Raw genomic sequence first — 24,705 nt, forward strand, 5'->3', positions numbered from 1 at the left:
CATCATATACTTTCTAAACTACTCTATAAACGATTCTAATTACTTGCCTTACTTTCAAGTTTTTGAGTTGCCACTTTTTTAGGCATGAAACATGCAAAGATTAATGCTACGAAAGATAAAAATAACATGAATAGATACGCATCACTTGAGCCGAAAATAGAGGATAATTTAGCTAGTTGAATAGCTGTAATGTTTCCATTTTCTAAAGATAACTCTGAAGCGTGTGAAGTTGCTTGAGTTGTATATATAGTAATAACAACAGCTGTTCCAATAGCACCGGCTAATTGACGAACCGTATTATTTACGGCTGAACCATGTGAACCTAATTCTCTAGGTAAAGCATTTAGTCCTGCTGTATTTAAAGGCATTGAAATGAAACTTAACCCAATCCGTAAAAGAATAGTACGCACCATTACATACATATACGTTGTGGATTCAGTTAAATCAATTACCCCCCACATCGAAATAATGATAAATACTAACCCTGTAATAAAGAGTGGTTTTGCTCCGTATTTATCATACATTTTACCTGTAATTGGTGATAAGAATGCATTAATGACCGCTCCAGGTAATAGAAGTAAACCTGATTCAAATGCGGTAAAGCCTCTTCCGTTTTGTAAGTAAATCGGTAAAAGAATTAAATCAGCATACATAATCATCGTGATAAGTACATTGATCACTGATGTAAGAGTAAAAATTTTATACTTAAATACGGATAAATTTAATAATGGATCGTTAGACTTTATTTGACGTAAGCAAAATAGCGTTGTAACAAGTACCCCGGTAATAATTGTCGTAATAACAATCGGGTGATCCCATCCCTTACTTCCTGCACTACTGAATCCAAATAAAACACAACCAAAGCCAATCGTTGATAAAATGACACTTACAATATCCAATCTTGCTTTTGTCGTATCTGCAACGTTCATTAAATATTTTAGCGCAAGAATAATGACGATGAATACAAATGGAGCTAATCCAATAAATAACCATCTCCATGATACATATTCAATGATAAAACCAGATAACGTTGGAGCAATGGCTGGCGCAAAAATCATAGCAAAGCCGATAGTTCCCATAACACTCCCGCGCTTTTCACTAGGATATAAATATAAAATAACTGTCATCATGAGCGGCATAATAATTCCTGCCCCAATTGCTTGAATCATTCTTCCTGTTAATAACATGCCAAAATTGATGGCACCGGCACATAGTAATGTTCCGATTAATAAAAAAATCATTGAGCTAATAAATAATTGCCTCGTTGTAAAACGTTTCATTAAAAATGCCGTAATTGGCACTAAAACACCGTTTACGAGCATAAAACCTGTTGCTAACCATTGTACAGTTGTAGCTGTAACATCAAATACTTCCATTAAGTTACTCATTGCCACATTAAGTAACGTCTGGTTTAATGTTGATAAAAAACATCCAGCAATTAGTACAAGTAATAAAATTTTCTTATTTTTTTCTGTTATTCCCTTCTCCATTTGTAAACTCCCTTTTTCTATAGTTGCATTATCGACACAGTGTCGATAAAATTCATAGTAACAAAGATACATATTCCTGACCATGAACAATTTTGTTAAAAATGTTCATTAATCGACATTGAAAATATGCTATGTCGAGAAAGTCAAAGAAAAATCTATAAAGGAGTTTCAAAATGTCTACATCTAAAAAAGAGGATCCTCGTACACTTCGTTCAAGAGAAATGTTTAAAAATGCCGTCTATTCCCTTTTACAAGAGGAATCCACTATTTCAAATTTAACAGTCCAGAAAATTGCAAACGAAGCTGGATTAAATCGGACAACATTTTACTTACACTATCAAGATATTCAGGATTTACTCATGCAACTCACTGATGAAATTTTAAACGAACTTTCTAATAAAATTACCGCTTTAATACACGTAAGCAATTTATCAGAAAAACAACAGCTAACACAATTGCTTGATTATTTATATATTCATCGAAATTATTTATCTGTTTTATTTAATATGAATCATTTTGAGGAACAATTATTTCTATTAATAAAGAAATTAGTAGAAACGCGCAGAAATAATAGTGAGACAGAGCTACCCGAAGATTATGTTGCCATTGAGATTAAAACCGCTTCATTGGTAGGAATCATTATGTGGTGGATAAAAAACGGACTTCATTTTAGTTCAGATTATATTACAAACCAAATTTATTTCATGTACAGAGGACAATGATTGCAGGCTATTTACTAATAGAATGAGGTTAGAGCATATGAGCCCTATTTCGCTACGGAGAAAAACGCGAATTTCGTACGCTAAGAGAATTTGACTAAAAAAAGTGCCCCTCGATTGTTAGACTTTGTTTAGCAATCAGGGTGCACTTCACATGTAATATAAGCTTTTTATCTGTTGGCAGTTTGTTTGATCAATTCACTTTTACTCTCTCTTTGCAGCATAATTCTCCCCACCGCTATAAGAATGGTAATAATTGAAGTGCAAAGAAGAATATTCATATCGTGTGATAGATTTCCCCCACCAAAAATTATTGTTTGATATCCGTCAGCTACATAAGTTCCAGGGAAAAGAGAACCGACAATTTGGTAAAAATTGGATAGAAACACTTTTGAAACAATTACTCCACAAGTAACTAATTGTACTGACAGCGATATGATATTAAACATCATACCAGCAGGACCAAATAGAACGATAAACATTTGCGTTACGCTTAAAAAAGAGAAAAAGACAAGAGTTTGGAATATCCATGTTTCAAACAAGCTTGTATTCAATTTAACATTAAATAAGGTCATTAATAATAACGTGATAATAGCTAAAATAACAGATACGACAATGTTAATAACTTGTCTTGATAAAAATATAGACCATTTTCCGTGCGTGTTTTTTAATATTGTTGCAACAATATTAAGATTTAAACTCATAAGCATCGCTCCAACCCATGAAGCAAGAACAATTAAAAATGGAATCATGGTTGCTGCAAAGCCATCTGTATTGTTTGTTTTTTCGACAGATGATTGCACAGAATCAATGTTTAATGAACTCATAGCTTTCGTAATGTTTTCTGATAACTTTTGGACCAATTCTTCTGACGGCATCACTGTACTTAGTTCGTTAGATAGGTTAGATGAAATAAGCTTTTGTTTATACGCATATACATTTTTATTAACTGTTTGCGTAATATCCTTTGCCGCGCCTTCCATAATCTGTTTTGCCAAAGATGAGTTTGCTTGATTGATGAAATAGTTAATCTCTGTAGTATTATTTTCTTTCAATAGGCTTGAGAAATTTGCAGGAATTTGAATAACCATATCTAAGTTCCTGTTATCCATATCTTTTTGGGCGTGCGTTACCGAGCTATAGCTTTTAACTTTAAAGGGTAGATTTTCCTTCAAGCTTTTTTCAATATCGGTTCCCATTTGATTATCTTCATTAACTAATCCGACTTTTAATTGGTTTACCCGATCCATAACACCATCGTATGCAGTCATCCACACACAAAAGAAAATTAACAGAAAGGCAAATGCTGTTGCAATTCCAATGAATGTTGGAGGGAATTTAAAGAAATTTTTTAAAGTTTTCATTGTCGTACTCCTTGTTGTTTTATTATAGCAAGTACTTACTTGCATTAGGTACAAAAAAAGACCTAGGGAGTTAGCCCCCTAGAAAATAGTTGGACACTATGTTTTAAAAAAATCTCTTTTGAATTGGAAAATAAATTGTCACCAAAGCGTAAGTTAGAAAGAAAGTAACCGAAATTCATCCAAATAAAGTTCATCGCCTGAGCTTCCATATCAGTTTCAATAAGCTTTCCCTTTTCTCTCATCTCAATGAAATATGAAACCAAATTATCTTTTAATTGTTTAGGAATTAATGCAATTTTTTCTTTGAGCTCTGGGAACATTTCAGCTTCCTGAAAACTAATCAAAATTAAATCCTTTAACTTTTCTATATATGCAAGATATCCTTCTGCAATAGATAGCAAGTCATCTTCAAGATTCCAAGTCATCTCTCCAGGCATTAATTTATTCAATTCCATATCACGCGATAAAGATTCGACAGCTTTTTCCATAATATTCTTTTTGCTTCCAAAATTCCGAAAGATCGTTACTTCGTTTACGCCCGCTAGTTCCGAAATCGAGCGTGTCGTCGTTCCCTTATAGCCATGAGTGCGGAATAATTCTAAAAAAGCCTCAATAATACGTTCTGATGTATTTGTCATTTCATTCACGTTTCATCCAACTTTCACATAATCTTTATCCAAACCCGAATGTAAGTATTCACTTGCACAAGTAGAATAAACCTTTTTGATCCAAAAGTCAACTTTATAAAAAAAGACGATTTCTTTATTGTATAGGAAATCGTCTTTTGGCTTAATTATTGATTTAGTAATAAAAACACCTTTTTAAAATAACTATGTTTATACTATAGACGTGGATCTTTTTGGAAGTTTAGACGAAAATGATCCTCGTCATTATATACCCCAAATTCATACCCTTGCTCTTTATAAAATTTAATAATTTCAGGAAGAGCTTGTAATGTTTGCGCCTTTTCATGCATTAATACAACTTCAACTTCTTCTGTTGTCTGTTTCTTTACATTTTCGATAATCTGAATGGGATTATCTTTTAATTTCCAATCATTTGAATCTATCGTCCAATCCCAAACTTTTATTCCTGCTTCTACAATTTTGTTACGAATGTCCTCGCCCTTTAATCCTGGTGCAGATCCATATGGGGGACGGACTAGTTTAGGAATTGTACCCGTAATATTATGAATAAGAGCTAACGTTTCTTTCATCTCCGTTACAAACTGTCCTTTTTTGTATAGCTTATCACTATTATGTGTCATACTATGAGCACCAATATAATGTCCTTCTTTTACCGCTCGTTTTACGTTTTCCTGAAAACCTGTATTTTGTAAATTGCTACCTTGCATAAAAAATGTCGACGCAACATTTTGCTCTTTTAGTACATCTAAAAACTTCCCAGTTAATTCGCTAGGACCGTCATCGAATGTTAAATAAACAACCTTTCCTACCGGTTTTCCATCAGGTCTTTTCTGTTTTGCCGGTGGTGTTTCTTTTTTCTTTTCTTGTTGTTGCGTGTTAACTTGATTACTACTTTCGTTAGCTATTCCCTTCGCTGGGATAGAGTTCCATTTTCCAATTAAAAAGAAGGTGAAAAAGGTCGTTGCTAAAACAACTCCTAGAGATATTATTACCTTAGTTAGTCGACTTGTTTTTTTCTTACTTTGTGATTCTTTCATTATTTTTCGATCCTTTCCCTATTAATTTTTATATTCATTATTTATACAGCTGAGCATTAACTCCAGCTGATGTTTACAATAAATAGATTAATAGAGGAAGGTGAAGATAAAATGCAGATAATGTCGAATTTAGTTAAAGAATAACGTATGGCATCCACTCTTTAAAAAAATATTTGTTTCTCTACTACAGTTAAATTTGAAAACTGGATATACATCCAAAATAAAAGATACTACTCTTTCTAAACAATATTTTTATATCAAGATAACAACATACTGGTATAAAGATAAAATACAAAGATAGCCGTACTATTGAAATTCTATTATAATTTTGTAATTGGAATTCATTTGAACCAAATGAAGAACTAGAAGAAATATTATTATGTGGAGGTGCCCCGATGAACCTTGTAATTAGAGAGTTAGAAACAAATGATTTAGATAATCTCCCGGAGATTGATGACAGTTTTATAGTGAATGCTCGGTTAATTCTTTCTCTTTCCAAAGGAAATAAACGTATAGAATATACAGTAGAAGACGTTCCAAGTTATGAAAAAAGTTATTTACAAAATCAAGATGATAATGAAGAACTGGCTTACAATGAATATATAAATAAACCTAATCAAGTCATTTACATAGCACTGTTACATAACCAAATCATTGGATTAATGGTATTGAAAAAGAATTGGAACCACTATGCTTACATAGAAGATATAACGGTAGATAAAAAATATCGTACACTCGGAGTTGGTAAAAGATTAGTTGATCAAGCAAAGCAGTGGGCAAAAAAAGGAAATATGCCAGGTATCATGCTTGAAACGCAAAATAATAATGTCGCAGCATGTAAATTTTATGAAAAATGTGGATTTGTAATTGGTGGGTTTGATTTTCTTGTTTATAAAGGTTTGGATAAGACAAGTGATGAAGTTGCAATTTATTGGTATATACATTTCAAATGATAATAGTTTATAACGTAAAAAACTCAAAATAAAACCCCAATTTCTCTATACTAAAATCGAGAAATTGGGGTTAAGTTATTTAAAACAAATAACTAATTAATAATCCTGCTGACAACAAGAAGCCGAAAATCGTATTTGTCATCGCTGTTGATTTCATTGCGATGCGCATATATCCAGGATCCTTTGCCCCTTTTTGGAAACTTTGAATCGCAGAAATTGGCTTTCTCAAACCTAGGAACATAACTAATGCCCAAGGGCTTATATAACCCATTAATACAATTACGGCAATCCATAAATACGCAATGAAAAAGGCTACCGCTAGTGTTACCACAGCTTTTTCTCTCCCAAGGAGGATTACTAATGTCTTTCTTCCACCTTTAATATCTTCTTCGATATCTCGGATGTTATTTGACATATTGATTGCACCTACTAAAATTCCAATTGGAATGGAAATCAATACACTTTCAATCGTTACAGTATTCGTTTGAATAAAGAAAGCAATGATTACAAAACATGTCCCCATTAACAACCCAGAAACTAATTCTCCAAACGGAGTGTACGCAATTGGTAATGGACCGCCTGTATATAAATAGCCAACTGCCATCCCAATTAAACCAATGACAACTAACCACCAGCTGCTATTCATACAAATATAAATGCCAATAAATGCTGCTACGACATACAATAAAAGCGCAACTGTTAACACATTTTTTGGCTTCAATCCATGACGGACAATTCCGCCACCGATGCCAACGGATTCAGCGGTATCTAATCCACGTTTGAAATCATAGTACTCATTAAATAAGTTCGTTGCTATTTGCAGCGCTAAACATGCAAGCATCATCGCAATAAATAAAAGCCAATCAATTTTGGCAACATAAAGTGATGCCACTGTCCCTAAAATTACAGGAGAAAACGTCGCCGTTAATGTATGCGGGCGCGTCATCTTCCATATTAATTTAGCGGAACTAATTTCTTTTTCTGTCCCCATAACTCTGTCCAATCTCCCAACATTTGAAGTATAAATTACTAGCAGTATCTTTCTATCTATTCCCTGCCACGCATCCATTCATTATATCAATAAATGATTATCCTTTCTAACAAATCAACTTTTAATAAAGTAAAAATTATAAAATGAAACTTTAATCAGTAAGAGTTTTGGCATCCCGACTGATTATTAGTACATATGAATTGGGCTTTTATGGGCAGCCCCCCCTCCCATTTAAAATAGGATAAAAAAGAAAGCAAATTACTTCCAAACAACACCTCGCCTCTCATATTCCATTCTGTATTCAACGGCAGCCGCAATTTTAGGGCTTGCGAATCTTTCCGTGATCCAAAGCCCCAAATCAACTCCTGAAGTGACTCCTCTTGCAGTGATAACATCCCCTTGATCCACAATTCTGTAAGGAAGAAGTTTTGCTCCATACTTACTCATTTCACTCTGCGCCAAATGATGCATTGTTGCCTTTTTATCATTCAATATACCGGATGCAGCGAGTAGCATACCTCCTGTACAAACTCCAGCAACAATCGTTCCTGCATTGTGCATCTCGCTAATCATTTTGGTCAAGTATCCAAGCTCTGCCTGTTTTCGTGCCCCATGTTCAGCTTTATGATTCCAACCACCACCAGGTACAATTAACAAATCTGGCCGATTATCCATTCGTAAAAAATCATGTAGTTTAACCGTAACTCCAAATGAAGTCGTAACTTCTTGTTTTTGTTCACTCGAAACGAATTCAATTGTAAATGGAGCCCCTGCTTCTATCGCTCTTTTCAGTACCTCAAACGGTGCGAATGAGACAAGTTCTCCGAAACCATCAAACAATACTATTTGTATTTTCATTTTCGGACACCTCATATGCTTTCTTTTTTAAATTGTAGTTATATATAATAATTGGGCAATCTCAAAGTGTAAATTGTAAAGTATACCTAGATTATTCAAATAAAAAATAATATCCCACATAGTTAAATACATTTGTAAACCCTACATTTTCTACAACTGCAACAGAAGGCTTGTTCAATTCCATACAGTCCCAATATGGAATAATATCATTCTCCAAACAATCTTTCACAAAACTATGTGCTATCTTTTGAGCTAATTTTCTCCCTTGGTGACCTTTTATCGTTTCAATATCTATACAATGTATATTTTCAAATACAAAACCTGAAAAACATACACTTGCAATTAGATCATCATAAACAATGCAATAACCGATTCCCTCATTGAAAAAACAATCCGGTGAAGACCAAAACTCTAAAATTTTTGATTGTAAAAAATCAATGTTCTTAAATGTATTGTTATTATTTTCATAAAGAGCTTTACTCATTTTCAGCACAGTATATCCCTGTTCAAATTTAGGCTCATGATGATTGTCATAATCCTCTTTTCTTAGCGTATACACCCTTTGATTCCAACTCTTTAAATTACGGTGCTGAAATATTCTTTCAATTGTCTTGTTCCATTTTGAATGATTACCGATTCCTTCAAAGCAATCTAGTCCTACCTTCCTCGCCTCAGGTACTATTACATTATTAATAAAATGATTCATTTCTTTATTAAACGCTTCATTTGCAGGATTTCCAATAAAGAAGAATCCATCATTATTACCTAACCAAATAAGTCCCGAATTAGGAGCAGTACTATTATCTACAAATATACGACCAGGGTTCACTCCTGCAATTACAGCACGTACCTCTAATTGACCTTGTTCATTCACTAAACTATTACACCTATAAAAATCATTCTTGCTTAGTTCACAGATCATACGTTACACACCCTTTTTTTAACTGTTCTGTTCTATTCTAACTTTACCATTTCCACATAATATTCTGTATTATTTTTAAGAGTGGTTTTAAAGCGATGCGATAAGTAAATGAAATACATAATAAAAAAGAGCCAATCTCCAGCACAATAGAAGATTGACTCTTTCCTTTATTTACTCCCCTGTTTCAGAAAATCGCTTTATACGTTCACCAATTTCATCGCGAACACGTTGAAATTCAGACCACTCTTTTCCTGCTGGATCGTCGAATCCCCAGTGAACACGATTTACGTGCGGAGGTGTCGAAGGGCATACAGCATCTGCATGACTACAAAGCGTAACGACTAAATCAGCACTATTTAAAATGTTTGCATCAATTATATCTGATGTTTGATTTGTTATGTCGATATTTACTTCGTTCATTGCTTTAATTGCATTTGGATTTACTCCATGTGCTTCGATTCCTGCCGAATACACATTCCACTTATCTCCTAAAAATTGTTTGCCCCACGCTTCTGCCATTTGGCTTCGGCATGAATTTCCTGTACATAAGAAATAGATTGTTTTTTTGTTTTCCATGTTGTTTTCCGCCTTTATTTTTAAATTTAGACTGGTTGGTCATTAAAATATTTACGTTTAAACCAAAAAGCAACGTTTACAAGTGCAATCATTACAGGCACTTCCACTAACGGTCCGATAACAGCTGCAAATGCTGCGCCCGAATGAATACCAAACACACCAACTGCTACAGCAATTGCTAACTCAAAGTTATTACTACCTGCTGTAAATGCTAACGTTGTCGTCACCGGATAGTTTGCACCAATTTTTCTTCCCATAAAGAAAGAAACAAAAAACATCACAATAAAATAAATGAGTAATGGAATCGCTATTCTTACTACATCTAGTGGTACACTAACAATCATTTCCCCTTTTAAAGAGAACATAATGATGATTGTAAATAATAATGCAACTAATGTAAGTGGACTAACCTTAGGTATAAACACCTTTTCATACCACTGTCTTCCCTTTAACTTAACGAGTACAAAACGTGTTAACATACCTGCTATAAAAGGAATTCCCAAATAGATAAATACTGATTTTGCTACTTCTATCATTGTAATATCGACAATAGCCCCTTCAATCCCTAACCATTCTGGAATTACAGTTACAAATACGTATGCATAAACTGAGAAAAAAAGCATTTGGAATACCGAATTAAAAGCAACTAAACCTGCCGCATACTCTTTATCCCCATCAGCAAGATCGTTCCAAACAATTACCATTGCAATGCAACGTGCTAATCCAATCATAATGAGACCAACCATGTATTCTGGTTTATCAGGAAGAAAAATAATTGCTAACACAAACATAAGTACCGGACCGATAATCCAGTTTTGTACTAAAGATAGAACTAACACTTTTACATCTTTAAATACTCGGCCCATTTCCTCATAGCGAACTTTCGCTAATGGTGGATACATCATTACAATTAAACCAACAGCAAGTGGAATAGACGTCGTTCCAACTTGTAATGTATGTAGTCCGTCTACTACACTAGGAAACACAAACCCTAAACCAATCCCAACAGCCATCGCTAGAAAGATCCATAGTGTTAAATAGCGGTCTAGAAAAGATAAACGTTTCATTTTATTTTCCAGCTCCTATTAACAACAAGAATTTTTTTCTACTACTTTAGAAGTCGTACAACAAGATGGATCTTCTATTTTGTGAACATCACTATCTGCTTTTGTATAAAAGAACTCCCACTCATTACCATCGGGATCCGTTACCCAAAACTTATCTTGTACTGCATAGCAACAAGTCGTATCCATCTCATCACGCGCGAAGAAACCTTCTTTTTCTAATCGTTCTTTATGCAATGTAATTTCTTCAGCTGTATCCACCTGGAAACCAAAATGATTTACTTGATTTCCATTCACCTCATCTCGTACGTTCAGCGTGAAATTAAGTCCTGGCGTCTCTAATAAAAATTTTGCATAATCTGTTTTCACTTTAACTGGTGATACACCAAATACCTTTTCGTAAAATTCAATAGACTTCTCTAAATTCGTAACGTTTATACCGACGTGAACATATCTCATACCTTATTCCTCCTCTTTATACATTATTAATCAATTTTTTTTGATTAATAACTCAAAATTTTAACAGCAACTACCTTTCCCTGTTTTTCTAAAGATACAGCACAATTCTTCTGATAATAAATTATTCACTTCCGCATCATTTAAATCATAATAACTCCACGTACCTTTTGTTTCTTTTACAATTAAACCCGCATCTAATAAAACCTTTAAATGATAGGACAACTTAGATTGCGTCATTTCAAAAACTTCTGTTAAATCACATACACACGTCTGGCCCCGCTGGCAAAGCTCATACATGATTTCTAAACGTTTTTGATCAGCCAACGCTTTAAACTTTTTCTCATATAACTGAAAATTTTGTGCCACTGTAGTTCACTTCCCTTCATCAACTTTTTTTGATGTTTATAGTATATACTCTAGTGAGTTTATTACGCAACTTATTAATCAAGTTTTTTTGATTTAGAAAAACTTCCTCCCATTATATCTTTGTTACAATTAAAAAAGACCATAGCTTTTTCAAAAATGAAAAACTACGGTTCTTTTTACAACTTAATAGTTACAATATTTCCGAGGAATGGAGTCTCTATAACTGTTTTAAATTTTAATTTGACCATTATAGAGTAGTGCCCCATTACCATCAAGCTAAGAAAAACAAATACCCCAAAATGAGAAAAATCGATATAATTCTTCGGCAAATAAAGATAACTCTTGTTTTTAGTGCATAATCATAAAAAGCACGTCCCCCTTTCTCATTAACATAAGAGAATAGTAACGTGCTTTCAATTTCAAAAATAGTCTAAATCCTTAAGTTGATGGTTGTGGGGGCGGGCCCCAATAAGAACGGTATCTAAGATTGTATGAAAGGTGTTAGTTCCATTCAAAAGGCCTCAGCCGACGATTAACTCAAGTACCGGTTTCGGATGATTCCCATGTGATGAAGTTCGTGTCCTGCGATGCCGTACGCGAGGGCGCGTGCCGTAATGCTTAGGTTGTTGGCTGTGCCCTTACGATTCCATGCCTCAGCCGGTAGCCCGCGCAGCAATGTGATCGTTGATTGCCTTACGGCCCGGTAGTCTTCGGCCAATTGCGCGGTTGTCCAGCTTCCGAAAGGAGGTAGGAACAATTCCTGATCGAAACCGGTCAGAGGCGTCTGGTCCCCTCTTGCGAACCGGAGCAGGCGGTAGGTCATGACGCGTTCCGCGTCTGCAATGTGGCCCACGACTTCTTTCAGCGTCCATTTTCCTTCCGCATACCGATATACGGCCTGGCTTTCGGTCAACGATGCCAGGAGCTCAGTCATTTGCTTTTCCTGGGCGAGCAGAATGTTGATGATGTTACCGTCCGGCACCAAACGGATATATTCGCCGGAGCTCCCAGCGTATTCTTCTTCTGACGGTCTTTGATTCATGCGTAGTCACCTCTTTATGTATATATAGAAAATTATAGCACTCGTCTATGTCTAATAAATTCGCGAAATGATAGAACTTCCCTTCTAATAATTGAGGCTAAGCAACTATTTAGTCGGTCGCCACACTATCCTGATTCCTTAGCGCAATAAGCAATTCTAATCAATAATGCATAAAAATTAGAAGTTATACAATATTTCAAAGTTATTAATATATATTAGTTTATTCCGAAACACACATAAATATATTTTGTCGAAACTATTAAAAAGGGAGAATTTCTCTAGCTGAAGAATTAATAATTGTGTTACCAATATGTAAAAATCTCAATTTAAAACTAAAGGAGAACAAAATGGGACAAATAATTGTATCGATGTACCTCTCACTAGATGGTGTCATGGAGGAACCAGCTTGGACTGCTCCATACTTCAATGAAGAAGTGGCAAAGTTTCAATCCAATTTACTGTTTGAAAGTGAAGCTCTTCTACTAGGGCGAGTAACCTATCAAGGTTTTGCAGCTGCTTGGCCCTCTATGACTGATGAAGAAGGTTTTGCTGATAAGATGAACAGCATGCCTAAATTTGTTGCTTCAACAACTTTGGAAAAAACCGAATGGAATGCAAATCTTATCAAGGGTAATATTGTAGAAGAAATATCGAAACTGAAGGAACAGCCTGGTCAGAACCTTTTAATCTATGGCAGCAGTGACCTTACACAAACATTAATGCAACATGACCTCATTGATGAATATCACTTTATAGTCAATCCCGTTATCGTAGGGAGCGGAAAGCGTCTCTTTAAAGACCAGAACAATACAAAAGCATTAAAACTTATAGAAACAAGAACGACCAGTTCAGGTGTCGTTATTCTTTCCTATCAGCCGGAGAAAAAAGAATAATTATTGATAAATTATATAAACAAAAAAACTCATCAGAATAAATCCTGCTGAGTTTTTTTATAAGATAATACATATATTAATTTATAAAAATTACACGGGTTAGTACTTTATCAGTCATACCTACATAGGCATCGGATATTCCATATGTTTGTCCTGTTTGGAGAGAGCTCATTAATACCTCCATATCTAGCTGTATATACTCTGTACCTTTCTTTATTCTTCCATCCTGAAAATAATCAGGTTTGCAATTTTTACAGCCCATACAAAGACAAGGATCCAGAGGGTAATGATAATAATGCCTGTTATCCAATTCTTTGGTTTGCTTATTGTCTGTCTTTCCTCTACCTTTCTTTTACAATCCTCCAACACTTCTTTAGGAATAAGTTTTAATGCCAAGTATACACCTAATGGTACAAGAATCAAATCATCAAGATACCCCAAGATTGGAATGAAGTCTGGGATTAAATCTATAGGACTAAAAGCATACGCAACAACAAGCATTGTAAATAATTTAGCATACCAAGGGACTCTTTCATCTCGATATGCCAAATAAAGTACAAGAAGTTGTTTTTTTAAGTTTCTAGCCCATTTTTTCATTTTTTGTATGATAGATATTTTTTCTTCTGTTTCTATCGGTTTATTTTGATTCAAATTATTCCTCTCCCATTTTATTACTTCGTACATCTTCTCAGAATTGTTCTTATTAACTGTATAATAATTGCGTAGCTACTATTGAGTCTAATACTTTATTTTAATAAAAACTATTTATAATATAAAACCTAATGATCAGTCTACATTTTAATAATCAATAAATTAGAAAGATAAGGGATAAGAAACACGTTTAAATCAACTAGGTTTAATCTAATCCAGTTTTTAAATGGGAACAAGCATGTGAGGGAGGGATCCCCAGATTTTCGTTCTGGGGTATTCTTTAATTTTACCCTGATAGACATAGGAGAAAACTTCTAATTTAGTAATTTGTGTAGTACAAGCTGTAACTAAATCTATTAATCTGACATACCATATAAATGTAACTTTAAACCAATAAAAAGTTGCAAAGGAGGCGAATATAAAATGGCATCATTTGAAATTGGAGCAAGATCTCTTTTTAACTTTCGAAACGAACGCTTTTTCTTATTAGTTGAAGATGAAATTACAATTCCAGATAAAGGTGTAGAAATTGATCCAGTTAATATCTATGAAATTGACGAGCAAACTTTCGATTTTATCAGAGATGAAGGAGATACACCTGTAATTGAACCAGTTGATACACTTCCAACTGTACCACCTGAATTTAAATTAGAACGAAAATGTATTTTCACAGTCGATAATTCATACTTTGTAATATACGATTTAGAAGATGGAACTGATAACAACGTCCTATTAAGAATCAGTGCAGCATTATTTAATTCATTAAGAAATTCTGGTGTTCGTGAATGTTTTCCTCAAATTTTCATTTAAGAACTTAAATTAATTAGACCTCAAATGGAATACTCTTTGAACAATTTAACCCCTCGTAGTTTTCTACAAAGGGTTAAATTGTTATGTAAAAAGTTTTTTAATTATTAGCAGTTTTTGGCGGTTCGACAGGTACGATTGCTAGTCCAATTCGAGCAACCTAAGAAAAGCAAATACCCCAAAACGATAAAATTAGCATCTCTAGGTGAAAATGTACAATTTTTTGTTTTGGGGGCACTTTAAAATGTTAGCTTGATAGGCTTGGGGTGGGACCCCAAACAGTACGATTTTATTTCAAAGACAACGATCTTACTACACACTTTTTATTTATCCCAAACTCTCATCTGCTAGTATTACTATTTTTCATTACTAATCTTGCCGTTTCACTCGGATGGCTAAGAGGAAAATGATGGCCATATGGAACAAAATCAACCTTACCAAGATGCGATGGAGCAGAATAACCTCTGTCATAATCCCCCCAAATAATGTGAAGATTATACTTTGTTACTTCCTTGAAATCACCTTGATCTTTTTTCAGTAGTAAACTGTTAAGCTGAACCGTAGTATTTAAAATTCTAGGAGAAGTAAAACTTTTACTTATCTTTTCAATATAATGTTCAGGGATGCTCTCCGTACTTTCAAACAAACCATTATTTAATAAATAACGCCCTATCAAATTAGGAGTTGCCAATTTTAATGTCCATTTGTTTATAAATTGGGGAACATTTAGCAATTTAGCATTTTTTTTAGCAACAGGTGGCTGAAGTAACGTAATTGAATACTTCTTATCTATGTACTCTTGTACCAATGCTTCCAGAAGAATAAATGCACCGAATGAATGGCCAATTAGATGTGCACCATTCGTAGCTTTCTCCAATAACTTTTTCACTACATTCAAATAGATAGCTAGAAGATTTTTCTCTTGTTTAAAAGGAGAACGTCCCAAACCTGGAAGATCCAAAATCCATACAGGTTGACCAGTTTTTTCATGAAGCTCTTGTGCTAAAGGAAATAAATCCTCTCCATCACTCAATAAACCATGTAATAAAATAAACGGTTTACCCTCTCCTTGTAATTGGTAAAGGGTATTGTTATCGCATAATGTTCGTTTAAATACATGATTATGCTGGCCATATTGATACATCATTCGATAATCCAGATCAGCTACTACGGCAGGGAAAAATTTCATTACACTCGTCTCCTTAAACCAATCTCCTCCCATAATTTTTTTCGCTGAAACATTTAAAAATTTTCGTTTTGTAATAAAATTCAGTCCATCAGAAGGAATTTTTGTTATTTTACTTACTCCACTATTCATAATTGCTTTCATAAGTGGCATTGGGACAGAGATTTTTGGTGCCCTCATATTCATACTTTCTGACATAATACTTAATAACTCAGCAATGTTCTGATCGTGCTGTTTGTCTTCAACAAGTGTATATGTTTGAATAGTCGGTTGCTCTAATCTGAAAACCTGCACAATAAACTTCGCAAGCTCATCGTTTGAAATAAGTGGTAACCTATATCCCTTACCTCCAGGAATCATTGGCATGAGCCCTCTTCGCATACTCATCACAAGCAAACCTAATCCTGCTATCTGCTCTGTACTCCCTGTTTTACTACTACCGACTACAGTTGGCGGATTAATTACAGAAAGCGGATAACCTACTGCTGATGCCTGCTGACGGATATAAAGATCTGCTAAAAATTTTGTTCTCTCATATGGATTTTTTATTTTCAAATAATTATTTCCTTCTTGAAACACATCAATTGCAATCTTGCTATTTTTATCATCAAAGGGACTCATATAACCTACAACATGAATAAATTGTTGCAAGCCCTTCAATTGATGAATACTTTTAGCTAAGTCACTAATATGTTTGGCACCATGTAAAAATACGGAAGCTGCCTCTTTACTTGTCGCTTGAATATCCATGGGGCCTCCTGCGTGAATAATCACATCCGTTTTCAATACCCTCTCCTTATCTTCAGCACTTAGACCTAAATCTATTTTCGTCAAATCACCTTCAATAAAGTGCATAACTTCCTTTTTTAAGTTTCCTCTTTCTTGAAAAAGGCGTATTGCTTTACTTTTCGACCTTACTAAAAGAAGAATTTTAACATCCTCTTTGGCTAATTCTTTCACTAATTGCTGTCCAATAAAGCCTGTTCCACCAGTTAAAAATACTGTTCTCATATAAAATCCCCCTTTTAGTACTAATCAGTACTAATTTGATTTAAAAAAAATGCTTCTTTTATCGAAGCAATTTTAAAAAATGATCTGCTGTTTTCGTGATTACAGTTGCATCCTTCAATGTTTCTGAAATAAATAACGCTCCTTCAAGATTTGTAATAAAAAGTGATGCAACCTCATCAATATGAATCGTATTTCTAAATTCTCCATTCTCTACCCCTTGTTTAAGTAATAGAGAAACTTTCTTTTGTAATCCTGTAAAAAAAAGACCTATTTTTTCTTTTATTTGCGTGGCCTGTTTAGGACTTTGAATATAAAGAGTAATAAATGGACAGCTCCCCTTATACTCTCTCGACTGAACTCCTTGTGATAATTGCTTTAAAAACAGTTGGATACGATCTTCAACTAAAAATTGGTTCTGAGAAAGTACGTCATCAATTGCAGATTGATACATTTCAATCCAATAATCAACGACCGCTTCTAATAATACTTCCTTATTAGAAAAGTGATAATACACATTAGACTTTGAAACTTTGCTTACACGTACTAATTCATCCATACTTGTATAAGCAAACCCTTTTTCTAAAAATAATGTTGCAGCTACTTCAATCACACGTTTTTGATTCATTAATTTTACCTTTGTCATAACTAGAACTATATAGTACTAATTTAAATATTACAAGTATTTATGTTAATTTAGAAAAAAGTTTGTTTAAAAAAGTTCCACTAACATTGATTTTACTGCAAAAAAAATCTTATTTTGAATAAAGTTGAACTGAACCCCGAAATTGTTAATTCACTATCGTCTAATAGAGGTCACCATACATACCCATCAACTTAAGAAAAAGAAATGCCCCCTTATTCAAGTTGCCTAGCCAAAAAATCACGTTTTAATAGACTTCTTTAGCATGCCTATCTTTCTATAAATTACCAGATATGAAACAAGGATCGTTTCATATCTAGTAATTTACTTGATTAGCTTGATGGGTATGGAGTAGTGCCCCTATAAACAAAACCCTCCAGAAACATCTAAAATCTGCCCTGTTATCCAGCGGCTATCAGCAGAAGCAAGGAATGCTACTGCATCTGCAATATCTTCAACTTGCCCTATTCGTTCGAACACAGATGAATTCGTAGCAAAACTTCGTATTTCCGGATCATCTAGCAATTTTGCATTAATATCTGTCTTCGTATATCCAGGCATAATTGTATTCACTGTTATACCTCTTTCTCCGAGATGTTTAGCTAGAGGAAGTGTCATCGTATTTAATGCACCTTTACTTAAGCCGTATGCAATTGAGCCTGTAAAACCAAGTCGTACTTCAGCTGATGAAATGTTAATAATACGCCCCTCTGCTCGTAGTAACGGCAATGTTTGCTGAATTAAGAAGAACGGTGCCTTAATATTTACAGACATAATTTCATCAAAAACTTCTTCTGTCGTATTTTCAATCGTTCCTTGTGTACCTATCCCTGCATTGTTTACTAAAATATCAATCTCTGATGTACCAACCCTTACTTGTAATTCATTCTTCAATTGTTCTACTAGCTTCTTGACACCATCAATTGAATTGAGTTCTGCTTCAATTAAGAATGCTTTTCCTCCATTAGATTCAATCTCACTAATTGTTTCATCTGCAGCTGCCTTATTTCGTCCGTAGTGAATCACAACTAATGCACCGTCGTTTGCCAATCTCATTGCAATCGCACGACCAATACCGCGACTCGCCCCTGTTACTAACGCTACTTTCCCATCAAGATTCTTCATTTTTTCCATCCTTTCTAAATTTCCGTTTAAAAAATCCAACACTTATATTTTCATGCAAACACCGATAATTTTAAATATAGATTTATAAGTAATTCAGTTCGTTCACTTATGATATTATAGTTATAACTTACGTTTTACTTTAGAAAATAAAATAAGGAGGCTACACAATGCAAAACACAGTAAAACTGGATGAAATCGATCATAAGATTATGAACTTGTTGTATGAAAATGCGAGAATTTCTGTTTCAGAAATAGGACGGATTATATCCATGACGCAACCTGCTGTAAAGGAGCGTATGAATAAACTTGAAGATCAAGGAGTTATAGCGGCTTACCGAACGAAATTTGAGCCTTCCAAAATTAATAAAAGCATTCAAGCATTCATCATGTTTAAAACGAGCCAATGCTCTGATTTCATCCAATATTGTAATGCCGCTCCTGAAGTAACTGATTTATATCGAATTAGCGGGGAATTTAATTATATGATGAAGGTCATGAGCGATTCGATGGATTCCCTCGCTGCGTTTTTAGACTCGTTAATGCAATTCGGATTATCATCTCCTTTAATTGTTTTAAAGAGTGAGTTCGAGGAGAAATTGTCATTCTAATAAAGGGATACGTATTATCCTCACTAACAGTAAAATTTTCTCTTTCTTGAGAAAAACCAACAAAATCAATGACTAGCAAACAAAAAAGAACATTGATTTTTCAATGTTCTTTTTATATCTCTACTTATTAATTAGATTGCTCTTCGAAAAGAGCGCCTTAATCCCCTTACCCCTGATTCCTCTGTGCCTCCCTAAACTCCTCCTTCATCTTCTCTAACAACCCTTCTTCTGTAATTAATCGATACGCTGTATTCGCTAATGCTTTTGCCGATGTAATTAATGCTTTATCTCCTAGTTCTGAACGTGCTGCTTCTCTAAATTCATTCGTATGCGCAATTAAGTCATCTGGACCAATTTTAATGTACGGATGAATTGTCGGCACAACTTGGCTGACGTTTCCTGCATCGGTTGAACCAATCCCTACTCTTTCTTTACGATTTACATCTTCACCTAATAGTTCTAGTTCTTCCGCTACGATATCGTTATATGTTTTTGTTACGAGTAATTCATCGATTTCATTTTGGAATTGATGGATTTTTACTTTTGCACCTGTTGCTAACGCTGCTCCCTCAGCAATGTTTCTTACTTTTTCTGTTACTTCCGCGCATCTCTTTCGCGTTGCTGCACGGATGAAGAACCTAGCCGCGGCATAGTCAGGAATAATGTTAGGTGCTTTTCCGCCTTCTGTAATGACGCCATGAATTCTCACGTCTGACGGAAGTTGTTGGCGAAGTGCGTTTATACCGTTATAGAGCTGAATAACCGCATCTAATGCATTAATCCCTTCTTCTGGTGAAGCTGCAGCGTGAGCTGTTTTTCCGTAAAAATGAAAATCAAGTGGATCGACTGCTAGTGAAGGACTCGTTGTCGCTGTTTTTCCGCTCGGATGAATCATAAGCGCCGCATCAATGTCTTTAAATAAACCTGCCTTTACATAACTTGATTTCGCGCTACCATTTGGCCCACCTTCTTCTGCTGGTGTACCAAACACGACAACTTCCCCGCCAATTTCTTCAAGTGTTTCTGATAATGCAATTGCTGCTGCAACGCTAATTGTGCCAATTAAATTGTGACCACACGCATGGCCTAATCCTGGTAAAGCGTCGTACTCCGCTAAAAATGCAATTGCCGGTCCTTGTTTTCCAGAACTTTTTCGCGCAATAAACCCCGTTTCATGTCCAGCTATATTGTGCTGCAACTGAAATCCTGCACTGCCTAGCAATAAACTTAACGTCCTAGATGCGTAAAACTCTTGGTTACCAATCTCTGGATTCGCATGAATATCATGACTTGTTTCTATGTACTTTTCCTTATTTCTTTCGATACTCTCTTCAATTGTTTTTCTTTGTGACGTTACTCCTGTCGCTCCCATTGTTCTTCCTCCTTTTATTTTCACGTAAAAAAGCCTCTTTCTAAAAGATAGAAAGAGGCTTCTGTATATACAGTCAAAATGAGCTTCTTTCTTATCTTTCAAGTTACCTTGCTGGAATTGGCACAGTATTCATAACGAATCCGCTGCCGAGGTATCATAGGGCCAGTCCCTCCACCTCTCGTGATAAGAATTTTCATAAAATTATATTAAATTATTTTTTATTCTAAGTTCATTCCAAGTAAAAGTCAAGGAATTCCTATCCGAATTTACCGAATATCTAAAAATCCTTTTAATACACCAATTGTCTCAGGTGCTTGCAGTCTTGCACATACGTACGGAAATTCCGTACTACCTTCAAATATCATTTGAGATGTAAGCGGTGCGCCTGCCCAGAAGATTTCATCATCAATTACTAAGAATGGGAATGCTTTATTTTGTCTTTGTAACTTTACATTTTTCAGCGGAACTGGTCCATCACTATAAACTGTTATTTGTGCATTTGTACGCATTAACGCTTGCCATACTCGTTTATCTACTTGTTTCGTACTTGGCAGTGAAATAATAATTTTTCGTTTTGCGGCTAAAATATCTTTTAATAGCCCTTTCGGCTCTTCAAGATTCATTTCCATAAACCAGCGTAAACGTTTCGAAATTTTCCGTTCCCACAATTGTCTTGATGTCGTGCGATCATACACATCTCCGTGACGTTCTATATGAGCTGTTAATTGTGATAACGCTTGTTTTCTAGAAAGATTTTTACGCATATAATGGCAATCTGATAATTGAATGAACTTCCCTCTCGCCCTTGTCACTGCTACATTGACGAGGCGATGATTTTTATGGTCAAAGAATAACACGCCAGGTCGTTCTTGCGGATAACTGTCAACCGTATCAAAGATCATCATATCTCTTTCAGAACCTTGAAACTTATGAACTGTCGCCGCTAAAACTGGTATGTTTTGATATTTCGTTCTCTGCAACATTTCTCTAATATACGTCGATAAAAAGCGTGACTGCGCCCTGTAAGGTGTCACAACACCAATCGACTGAACACCGTCTAACAATCCGATTAACATCATTTGCATCGCTACTAAACCAGACATAATGTTAAAACGGGAACCAGAAGCAGCATCTTTTAACGAAAAAGCTCCCATTTGGCTCGTATCAAATAAAACACTCGCTTCATTTGCGAACGGCTGCAATTGCGCAAGTTCTTTACGCTCTGAAACAGACGGATGATCGTATACTCTATTTTTATAAATAAACGAATTCGTAAACTTCGATATATCCGCATGCATACGTCTTTGTTCCTGCAACATAAATAGGTTTGGGTGTGCTTCTGATTTATTAACAGACTCAACAATCCCAGCATGGTAAAACATATCTTCCCCAAGCCATTTGCGAACGAGTTCATGGTTCGCCATCGCAATTGGAGGTAACTGTAAAAAGTCACCGCAAACGACGATACGTTTCCCAAGTGAAGCAGCTAATGCGATTTGCGGAACGAACGCCATACTCACTTCATCTACGACAACTAAATCGAATGTACGCTCATAAATAAGTGAATCAATGGCACATTTCGATAAAGTTGCACCAATTACTTTCGCATTTTCAATATATTCTTTTTCTACTTCTTTAATTTTCGCCTTTTGCTTTCGAAGCTCACTTTCAATCTCTTGTATACGCTTCTTATCGGCAGATGTTGCTTTATACGATAAGATTTTTTCACGAAGATCTTGGCGTGTCTCTTCTAAGTAGAGTCTTTCCTCACCCCATGATCCGTTCGTCGTTTCAACTAATTTCGATGCAAGTAACGTTTCATGATTTCGTATATGTTCATGCTGACTATAACCGTAACGAACAATTTCGCCAGGCGTCCATTTCTTTTTCTTTTCAATTTGCTTCGTTACTTCACTCATTAATACGTCTACTGCCGCGTTACTATGAGCTAACACAAGTACCGATTTTCCTTTTTGATAATGAGCCGAAATAATACGTGATAAATTGTAAGACTTCCCTGTTCCAGGTGGTCCCCATACGTACGTTGTCGGATTGTAAAATGCGCGATATGCCAGTTCATTTTTCGGATTTTTCATCTTCTCAATATGTTTCGGACTGCTCGTCCCATCAACGAGACGCTTTATACGATTACGTTTTAGCTTATCTTTACGTGCTTCTTTCAATCGCTCTTGCAGTTGCTCTAAAAGTTGCCACGGTTCACTGTATAAAACCGCTTCTCTTATTTCACCTTGTATATAATCATTTAATTTCAGTTCTATTTCTAATCCATGTACAGATAATACTTCTCCTGTCGCTTCCTCACCATCGAACTCAATTCGAATTGGTGAACCTTCAGGTAAGCTTACTTCCGAAATAAGCTGAAATACATACACTGTATTCTCATAATCTGTATATAAAAAACGACCGTTCATGATAGAAATTTTACTACCACCTATCGTTTTCCAATGTTTAATTTCATATGCTAATGCATAATGCCACTCTTTCATCGTTTCTGATAATGAAGGAGTTTGAGTAGGTGTATTCATCGTATAATCTCCTTCCTTCTCCCCAAACATACTTTCTCACTATACCATACAACACGCTAAAATTTGTAAGGTTTTTATCTTGCTTATTTTCTTAATTTTCAATAATATATTGTATATAATTTTCAGAAAGAAGGAATCTACATGCCAGTTAGAAGAATTGAACACGTAGGACTTATGGTTGCAAACTTAGAAGCATCTATCTCATTTTATGAAGAAGTAGTCGGCTTACAGCTCCTTCAACGTATGGGGCACCCGAATCCAGACTTAAAACTCGCTTTTTTAGGTGTGGAAGAATCGAAAGAAACGATACTCGAATTAATTGAAGGCTACAATTCTTCCTTGCCAGCAGAAGGAAAAGTACATCACATTTGCTTTAAGGTAGATTCATTAGAAGATGAAATCGAGAGACTAAAGAAACACGCAGTAACCTTTTTACTAGGAGAAGAAATCGAAACATTACCAGATGGAACACGTTACATATTCTTCGCTGGTCCTGATGGGGAGTGGATTGAGTTTTTTGAAACGGAGAGATAATCTGAAGAGACTTTTTACTTCAATAAAGTATAATAAAAGCCGTAGGAGTTTAATGCCTACAACTTTGTAAAAGGATCTTGATTCACTATAAAATATCCTCTATAGGTTTATTCTTAAAATTTACTTTTAACTTGATATTGATGTGACGTAACCTTAAATATGTAGAAATTTAAAAAGCCCCCTAATATTGTTAAAGGGGCTTTACTCATACGAATGATAATTTTTATAAATAATTGCTAAATAGTGAATTTACATAAATGCTTTTAGAAGCTCTTGAACTAATGGGATTGCTCCACCTATAAATTTTAAAACTGCCATTGCGATTTCCATATTATTTCCTCCTCTTTTGTTAGTACTGGGATGTGATTAAACTTTATACACTTATTATAGTAAACGCTTACATTTGTAACAATACATTTCTGTATGCAATATTGCATATTTATACGTTTTGACAATATTTGACCTCTATTAGCCATTCTTTAATGGTACCATAACGAAGTGAGAGTCTTTAAGGGTTCGCTTTAATAGGAGGAAATATGGAAAAAGTTCAAGATATTTACAGTAATATAAAATTTAAGAGTTGGTTTAAACAAGTATTAGCTGTAGGAGGAATATTAGGATTCTGCTACTTGGTGTTATATGGTTTCTGTTTTTTAGTTGATATGTAAATATTATACAGCTACACTAGTGGAGTCTTGCCTACAGAGGTAAGACTCTTTTATTGTACTTGAGATGAACAAACTACATACAATAGTTTTCAGGTTCTTCAGATTTCTCTATATGTTTCCTTGTTCCTCTATGTTCTAGACCCACTATTTCCTATCATTGAAAATAAATAAACTTC

25 protein-coding genes, 2 pseudogenes and 1 riboswitch are annotated in these 24,705 nt (G+C 34.9%); of the genes and pseudogenes, 7 read left to right on the top strand and 20 right to left on the bottom strand.

The annotated features are described in order from the left end of the window. Positions 1–35: 35 nt before the first annotated feature. Positions 36–1,490: a DHA2 family efflux MFS transporter permease subunit gene (locus tag AC1Q8L_RS17705; protein ID WP_000410730.1), complete on the bottom strand. Its 1,455-nt coding sequence runs from the start codon at positions 1,488–1,490 to the stop codon at positions 36–38. Between the two features lie 173 nt (positions 1,491–1,663). On the opposite strand from AC1Q8L_RS17705, the gene AC1Q8L_RS17710 reads away from it, so the two are divergent. Beyond that, positions 1,664–2,212, top strand: coding sequence for a TetR/AcrR family transcriptional regulator (locus AC1Q8L_RS17710; RefSeq protein ID WP_000107858.1), 549 nt, complete (start codon positions 1,664–1,666; stop codon positions 2,210–2,212). Positions 2,213–2,379: 167 nt separating this feature from the next. Here the strand turns inward: AC1Q8L_RS17710 and AC1Q8L_RS17715 are convergent, their stop codons facing one another. The 3 genes from AC1Q8L_RS17715 to AC1Q8L_RS17725 all read right to left on the bottom strand — a co-directional run bounded on the left by AC1Q8L_RS17715 (position 2,380) and on the right by AC1Q8L_RS17725 (position 5,257). After that, the gene (locus AC1Q8L_RS17715) at positions 2,380–3,573 is read right to left on the bottom strand and encodes a YhgE/Pip domain-containing protein (protein ID WP_492339474.1); all 1,194 of its coding nucleotides are present in this window, start codon (positions 3,571–3,573) and stop codon (positions 2,380–2,382) included. 62 nt (positions 3,574–3,635) lie between these two features. Beyond that, positions 3,636–4,220, bottom strand: coding sequence for a TetR/AcrR family transcriptional regulator (locus tag AC1Q8L_RS17720; protein ID WP_001004644.1), 585 nt, complete (start codon positions 4,218–4,220; stop codon positions 3,636–3,638). Positions 4,221–4,414: 194 nt separating this feature from the next. After that, positions 4,415–5,257, bottom strand: coding sequence for a polysaccharide deacetylase family protein (locus tag AC1Q8L_RS17725; RefSeq protein ID WP_000665175.1), 843 nt, complete (start codon positions 5,255–5,257; stop codon positions 4,415–4,417). A gap of 395 nt (positions 5,258–5,652) precedes the next feature. On the opposite strand from AC1Q8L_RS17725, the gene satA reads away from it, so the two are divergent. After that, complete coding sequence (satA, locus tag AC1Q8L_RS17730; protein WP_001054993.1) at positions 5,653–6,210, top strand: streptothricin N-acetyltransferase SatA; 558 nt, start codon at positions 5,653–5,655, stop codon at positions 6,208–6,210. Between the two features lie 79 nt (positions 6,211–6,289). Here satA and menA read toward each other — a convergent pair whose 3' ends face one another. From menA to AC1Q8L_RS17770, 8 genes are all read right to left on the bottom strand, one after another. Beyond that, positions 6,290–7,201 (bottom strand): 1,4-dihydroxy-2-naphthoate polyprenyltransferase, encoded by a 912-nt coding sequence (gene menA / locus AC1Q8L_RS17735; RefSeq protein WP_000536367.1) that lies wholly within the window; start codon positions 7,199–7,201, stop codon positions 6,290–6,292. Between the two features lie 258 nt (positions 7,202–7,459). Next, on the bottom strand, positions 7,460–8,059 hold the full coding sequence (locus AC1Q8L_RS17740; protein ID WP_098311835.1) for a DJ-1/PfpI family protein: 600 nt from the start codon (positions 8,057–8,059) through the stop codon (positions 7,460–7,462). Positions 8,060–8,150: 91 nt separating this feature from the next. Next, a complete protein-coding gene (locus AC1Q8L_RS17745) occupies positions 8,151–8,981 on the bottom strand; it encodes a GNAT family N-acetyltransferase (protein WP_098311834.1) in 831 nt (276 codons plus the stop codon). Positions 8,982–9,152: 171 nt separating this feature from the next. Further along, a complete protein-coding gene (arsC, locus tag AC1Q8L_RS17750) occupies positions 9,153–9,557 on the bottom strand; it encodes an arsenate reductase (thioredoxin) (protein WP_098311833.1) in 405 nt (134 codons plus the stop codon). Between the two features lie 26 nt (positions 9,558–9,583). After that, positions 9,584–10,624, bottom strand: coding sequence for an ACR3 family arsenite efflux transporter (gene arsB / locus AC1Q8L_RS17755; RefSeq protein ID WP_098311832.1), 1,041 nt, complete (start codon positions 10,622–10,624; stop codon positions 9,584–9,586). An 18-nt stretch (positions 10,625–10,642) separates the two neighbouring features. Continuing rightward, positions 10,643–11,080, bottom strand: coding sequence for an ArsI/CadI family heavy metal resistance metalloenzyme (locus tag AC1Q8L_RS17760; RefSeq protein ID WP_016111607.1), 438 nt, complete (start codon positions 11,078–11,080; stop codon positions 10,643–10,645). A 60-nt stretch (positions 11,081–11,140) separates the two neighbouring features. Further along, positions 11,141–11,446 carry an arsenical resistance operon transcriptional regulator ArsR gene (arsR, locus tag AC1Q8L_RS17765; RefSeq protein ID WP_002062841.1) on the bottom strand — a complete coding sequence of 102 codons (306 nt, stop codon included), beginning with the start codon at positions 11,444–11,446 and terminating at the stop codon, positions 11,141–11,143. A gap of 532 nt (positions 11,447–11,978) precedes the next feature. Continuing rightward, a complete protein-coding gene (locus AC1Q8L_RS17770) occupies positions 11,979–12,488 on the bottom strand; it encodes a DinB family protein (RefSeq protein ID WP_098311831.1) in 510 nt (169 codons plus the stop codon). Positions 12,489–12,835: 347 nt separating this feature from the next. Between AC1Q8L_RS17770 and AC1Q8L_RS17775 the strand changes: the two genes are divergently transcribed. After that, complete coding sequence (locus tag AC1Q8L_RS17775) at positions 12,836–13,381, top strand: dihydrofolate reductase family protein (protein ID WP_097842523.1); 546 nt, start codon at positions 12,836–12,838, stop codon at positions 13,379–13,381. A gap of 88 nt (positions 13,382–13,469) precedes the next feature. Here AC1Q8L_RS17775 and AC1Q8L_RS17780 read toward each other — a convergent pair. Both AC1Q8L_RS17780 and AC1Q8L_RS17785 read right to left on the bottom strand, forming a co-directional pair. Further along, positions 13,470–13,634, bottom strand: a pseudogene (locus AC1Q8L_RS17780) (IS4 family transposase); the annotation flags it as partial. Further along, positions 13,595–14,032, bottom strand: a complete 438-nt coding sequence (locus tag AC1Q8L_RS17785; RefSeq protein WP_001075128.1) for a YkvA family protein — start codon at positions 14,030–14,032, stop codon at positions 13,595–13,597. The pseudogene AC1Q8L_RS17780 and the gene AC1Q8L_RS17785, both read right to left, overlap by 40 nt. Before the next feature lie 423 nt (positions 14,033–14,455). On the opposite strand from AC1Q8L_RS17785, the gene AC1Q8L_RS17790 reads away from it, so the two are divergent. Beyond that, complete coding sequence (locus tag AC1Q8L_RS17790) at positions 14,456–14,842, top strand: type 1 periplasmic-binding domain-containing protein (RefSeq protein WP_000135751.1); 387 nt, start codon at positions 14,456–14,458, stop codon at positions 14,840–14,842. 337 nt (positions 14,843–15,179) lie between these two features. Here AC1Q8L_RS17790 and AC1Q8L_RS17795 read toward each other — a convergent pair whose 3' ends face one another. From AC1Q8L_RS17795 to AC1Q8L_RS17805, 3 genes are all read right to left on the bottom strand, one after another. Continuing rightward, the gene (locus AC1Q8L_RS17795; RefSeq protein ID WP_001261168.1) at positions 15,180–17,036 is read right to left on the bottom strand and encodes an alpha/beta fold hydrolase; all 1,857 of its coding nucleotides are present in this window, start codon (positions 17,034–17,036) and stop codon (positions 15,180–15,182) included. 58 nt (positions 17,037–17,094) lie between these two features. Then, complete coding sequence (locus tag AC1Q8L_RS17800; RefSeq protein WP_001072309.1) at positions 17,095–17,661, bottom strand: TetR/AcrR family transcriptional regulator; 567 nt, start codon at positions 17,659–17,661, stop codon at positions 17,095–17,097. A 375-nt stretch (positions 17,662–18,036) separates the two neighbouring features. Next, a complete protein-coding gene (locus AC1Q8L_RS17805; protein ID WP_000792677.1) occupies positions 18,037–18,801 on the bottom strand; it encodes an SDR family oxidoreductase in 765 nt (254 codons plus the stop codon). Positions 18,802–18,968: 167 nt separating this feature from the next. Between AC1Q8L_RS17805 and AC1Q8L_RS17810 the strand changes: the two genes are divergently transcribed. Next, positions 18,969–19,409 (top strand): Lrp/AsnC family transcriptional regulator, encoded by a 441-nt coding sequence (locus AC1Q8L_RS17810; RefSeq protein ID WP_001181724.1) that lies wholly within the window; start codon positions 18,969–18,971, stop codon positions 19,407–19,409. Positions 19,410–19,575: 166 nt separating this feature from the next. Here the strand turns inward: AC1Q8L_RS17810 and AC1Q8L_RS17815 are convergent, their stop codons facing one another. Then, on the bottom strand, positions 19,576–20,781 hold the full coding sequence (locus AC1Q8L_RS17815; RefSeq protein ID WP_000501366.1) for a M20 family metallopeptidase: 1,206 nt from the start codon (positions 20,779–20,781) through the stop codon (positions 19,576–19,578). A gap of 88 nt (positions 20,782–20,869) precedes the next feature. Next, positions 20,870–20,971, bottom strand: a riboswitch (SAM riboswitch). 76 nt (positions 20,972–21,047) lie between these two features. Next, the gene (locus AC1Q8L_RS17820) at positions 21,048–23,357 is read right to left on the bottom strand and encodes an AAA domain-containing protein (RefSeq protein WP_002094077.1); all 2,310 of its coding nucleotides are present in this window, start codon (positions 23,355–23,357) and stop codon (positions 21,048–21,050) included. 111 nt (positions 23,358–23,468) lie between these two features. Between AC1Q8L_RS17820 and AC1Q8L_RS17825 the strand changes: the two genes are divergently transcribed. Continuing rightward, complete coding sequence (locus tag AC1Q8L_RS17825) at positions 23,469–23,861, top strand: VOC family protein (RefSeq protein ID WP_001145271.1); 393 nt, start codon at positions 23,469–23,471, stop codon at positions 23,859–23,861. Positions 23,862–24,110: 249 nt separating this feature from the next. Here the strand turns inward: AC1Q8L_RS17825 and AC1Q8L_RS17830 are convergent. Beyond that, positions 24,111–24,298 (bottom strand): annotated as a pseudogene (locus AC1Q8L_RS17830) (hypothetical protein). A gap of 99 nt (positions 24,299–24,397) precedes the next feature. On the opposite strand from AC1Q8L_RS17830, the gene AC1Q8L_RS17835 reads away from it, so the two are divergent. Then, positions 24,398–24,529 carry a hypothetical protein gene (locus AC1Q8L_RS17835; RefSeq protein ID WP_000416932.1) on the top strand — a complete coding sequence of 44 codons (132 nt, stop codon included), beginning with the start codon at positions 24,398–24,400 and terminating at the stop codon, positions 24,527–24,529. Positions 24,530–24,705: the final 176 nt, after the last annotated feature.

The sequence above is a fragment of the Bacillus sp. GW823-FHT06A11 genome (assembly GCF_058795355.1).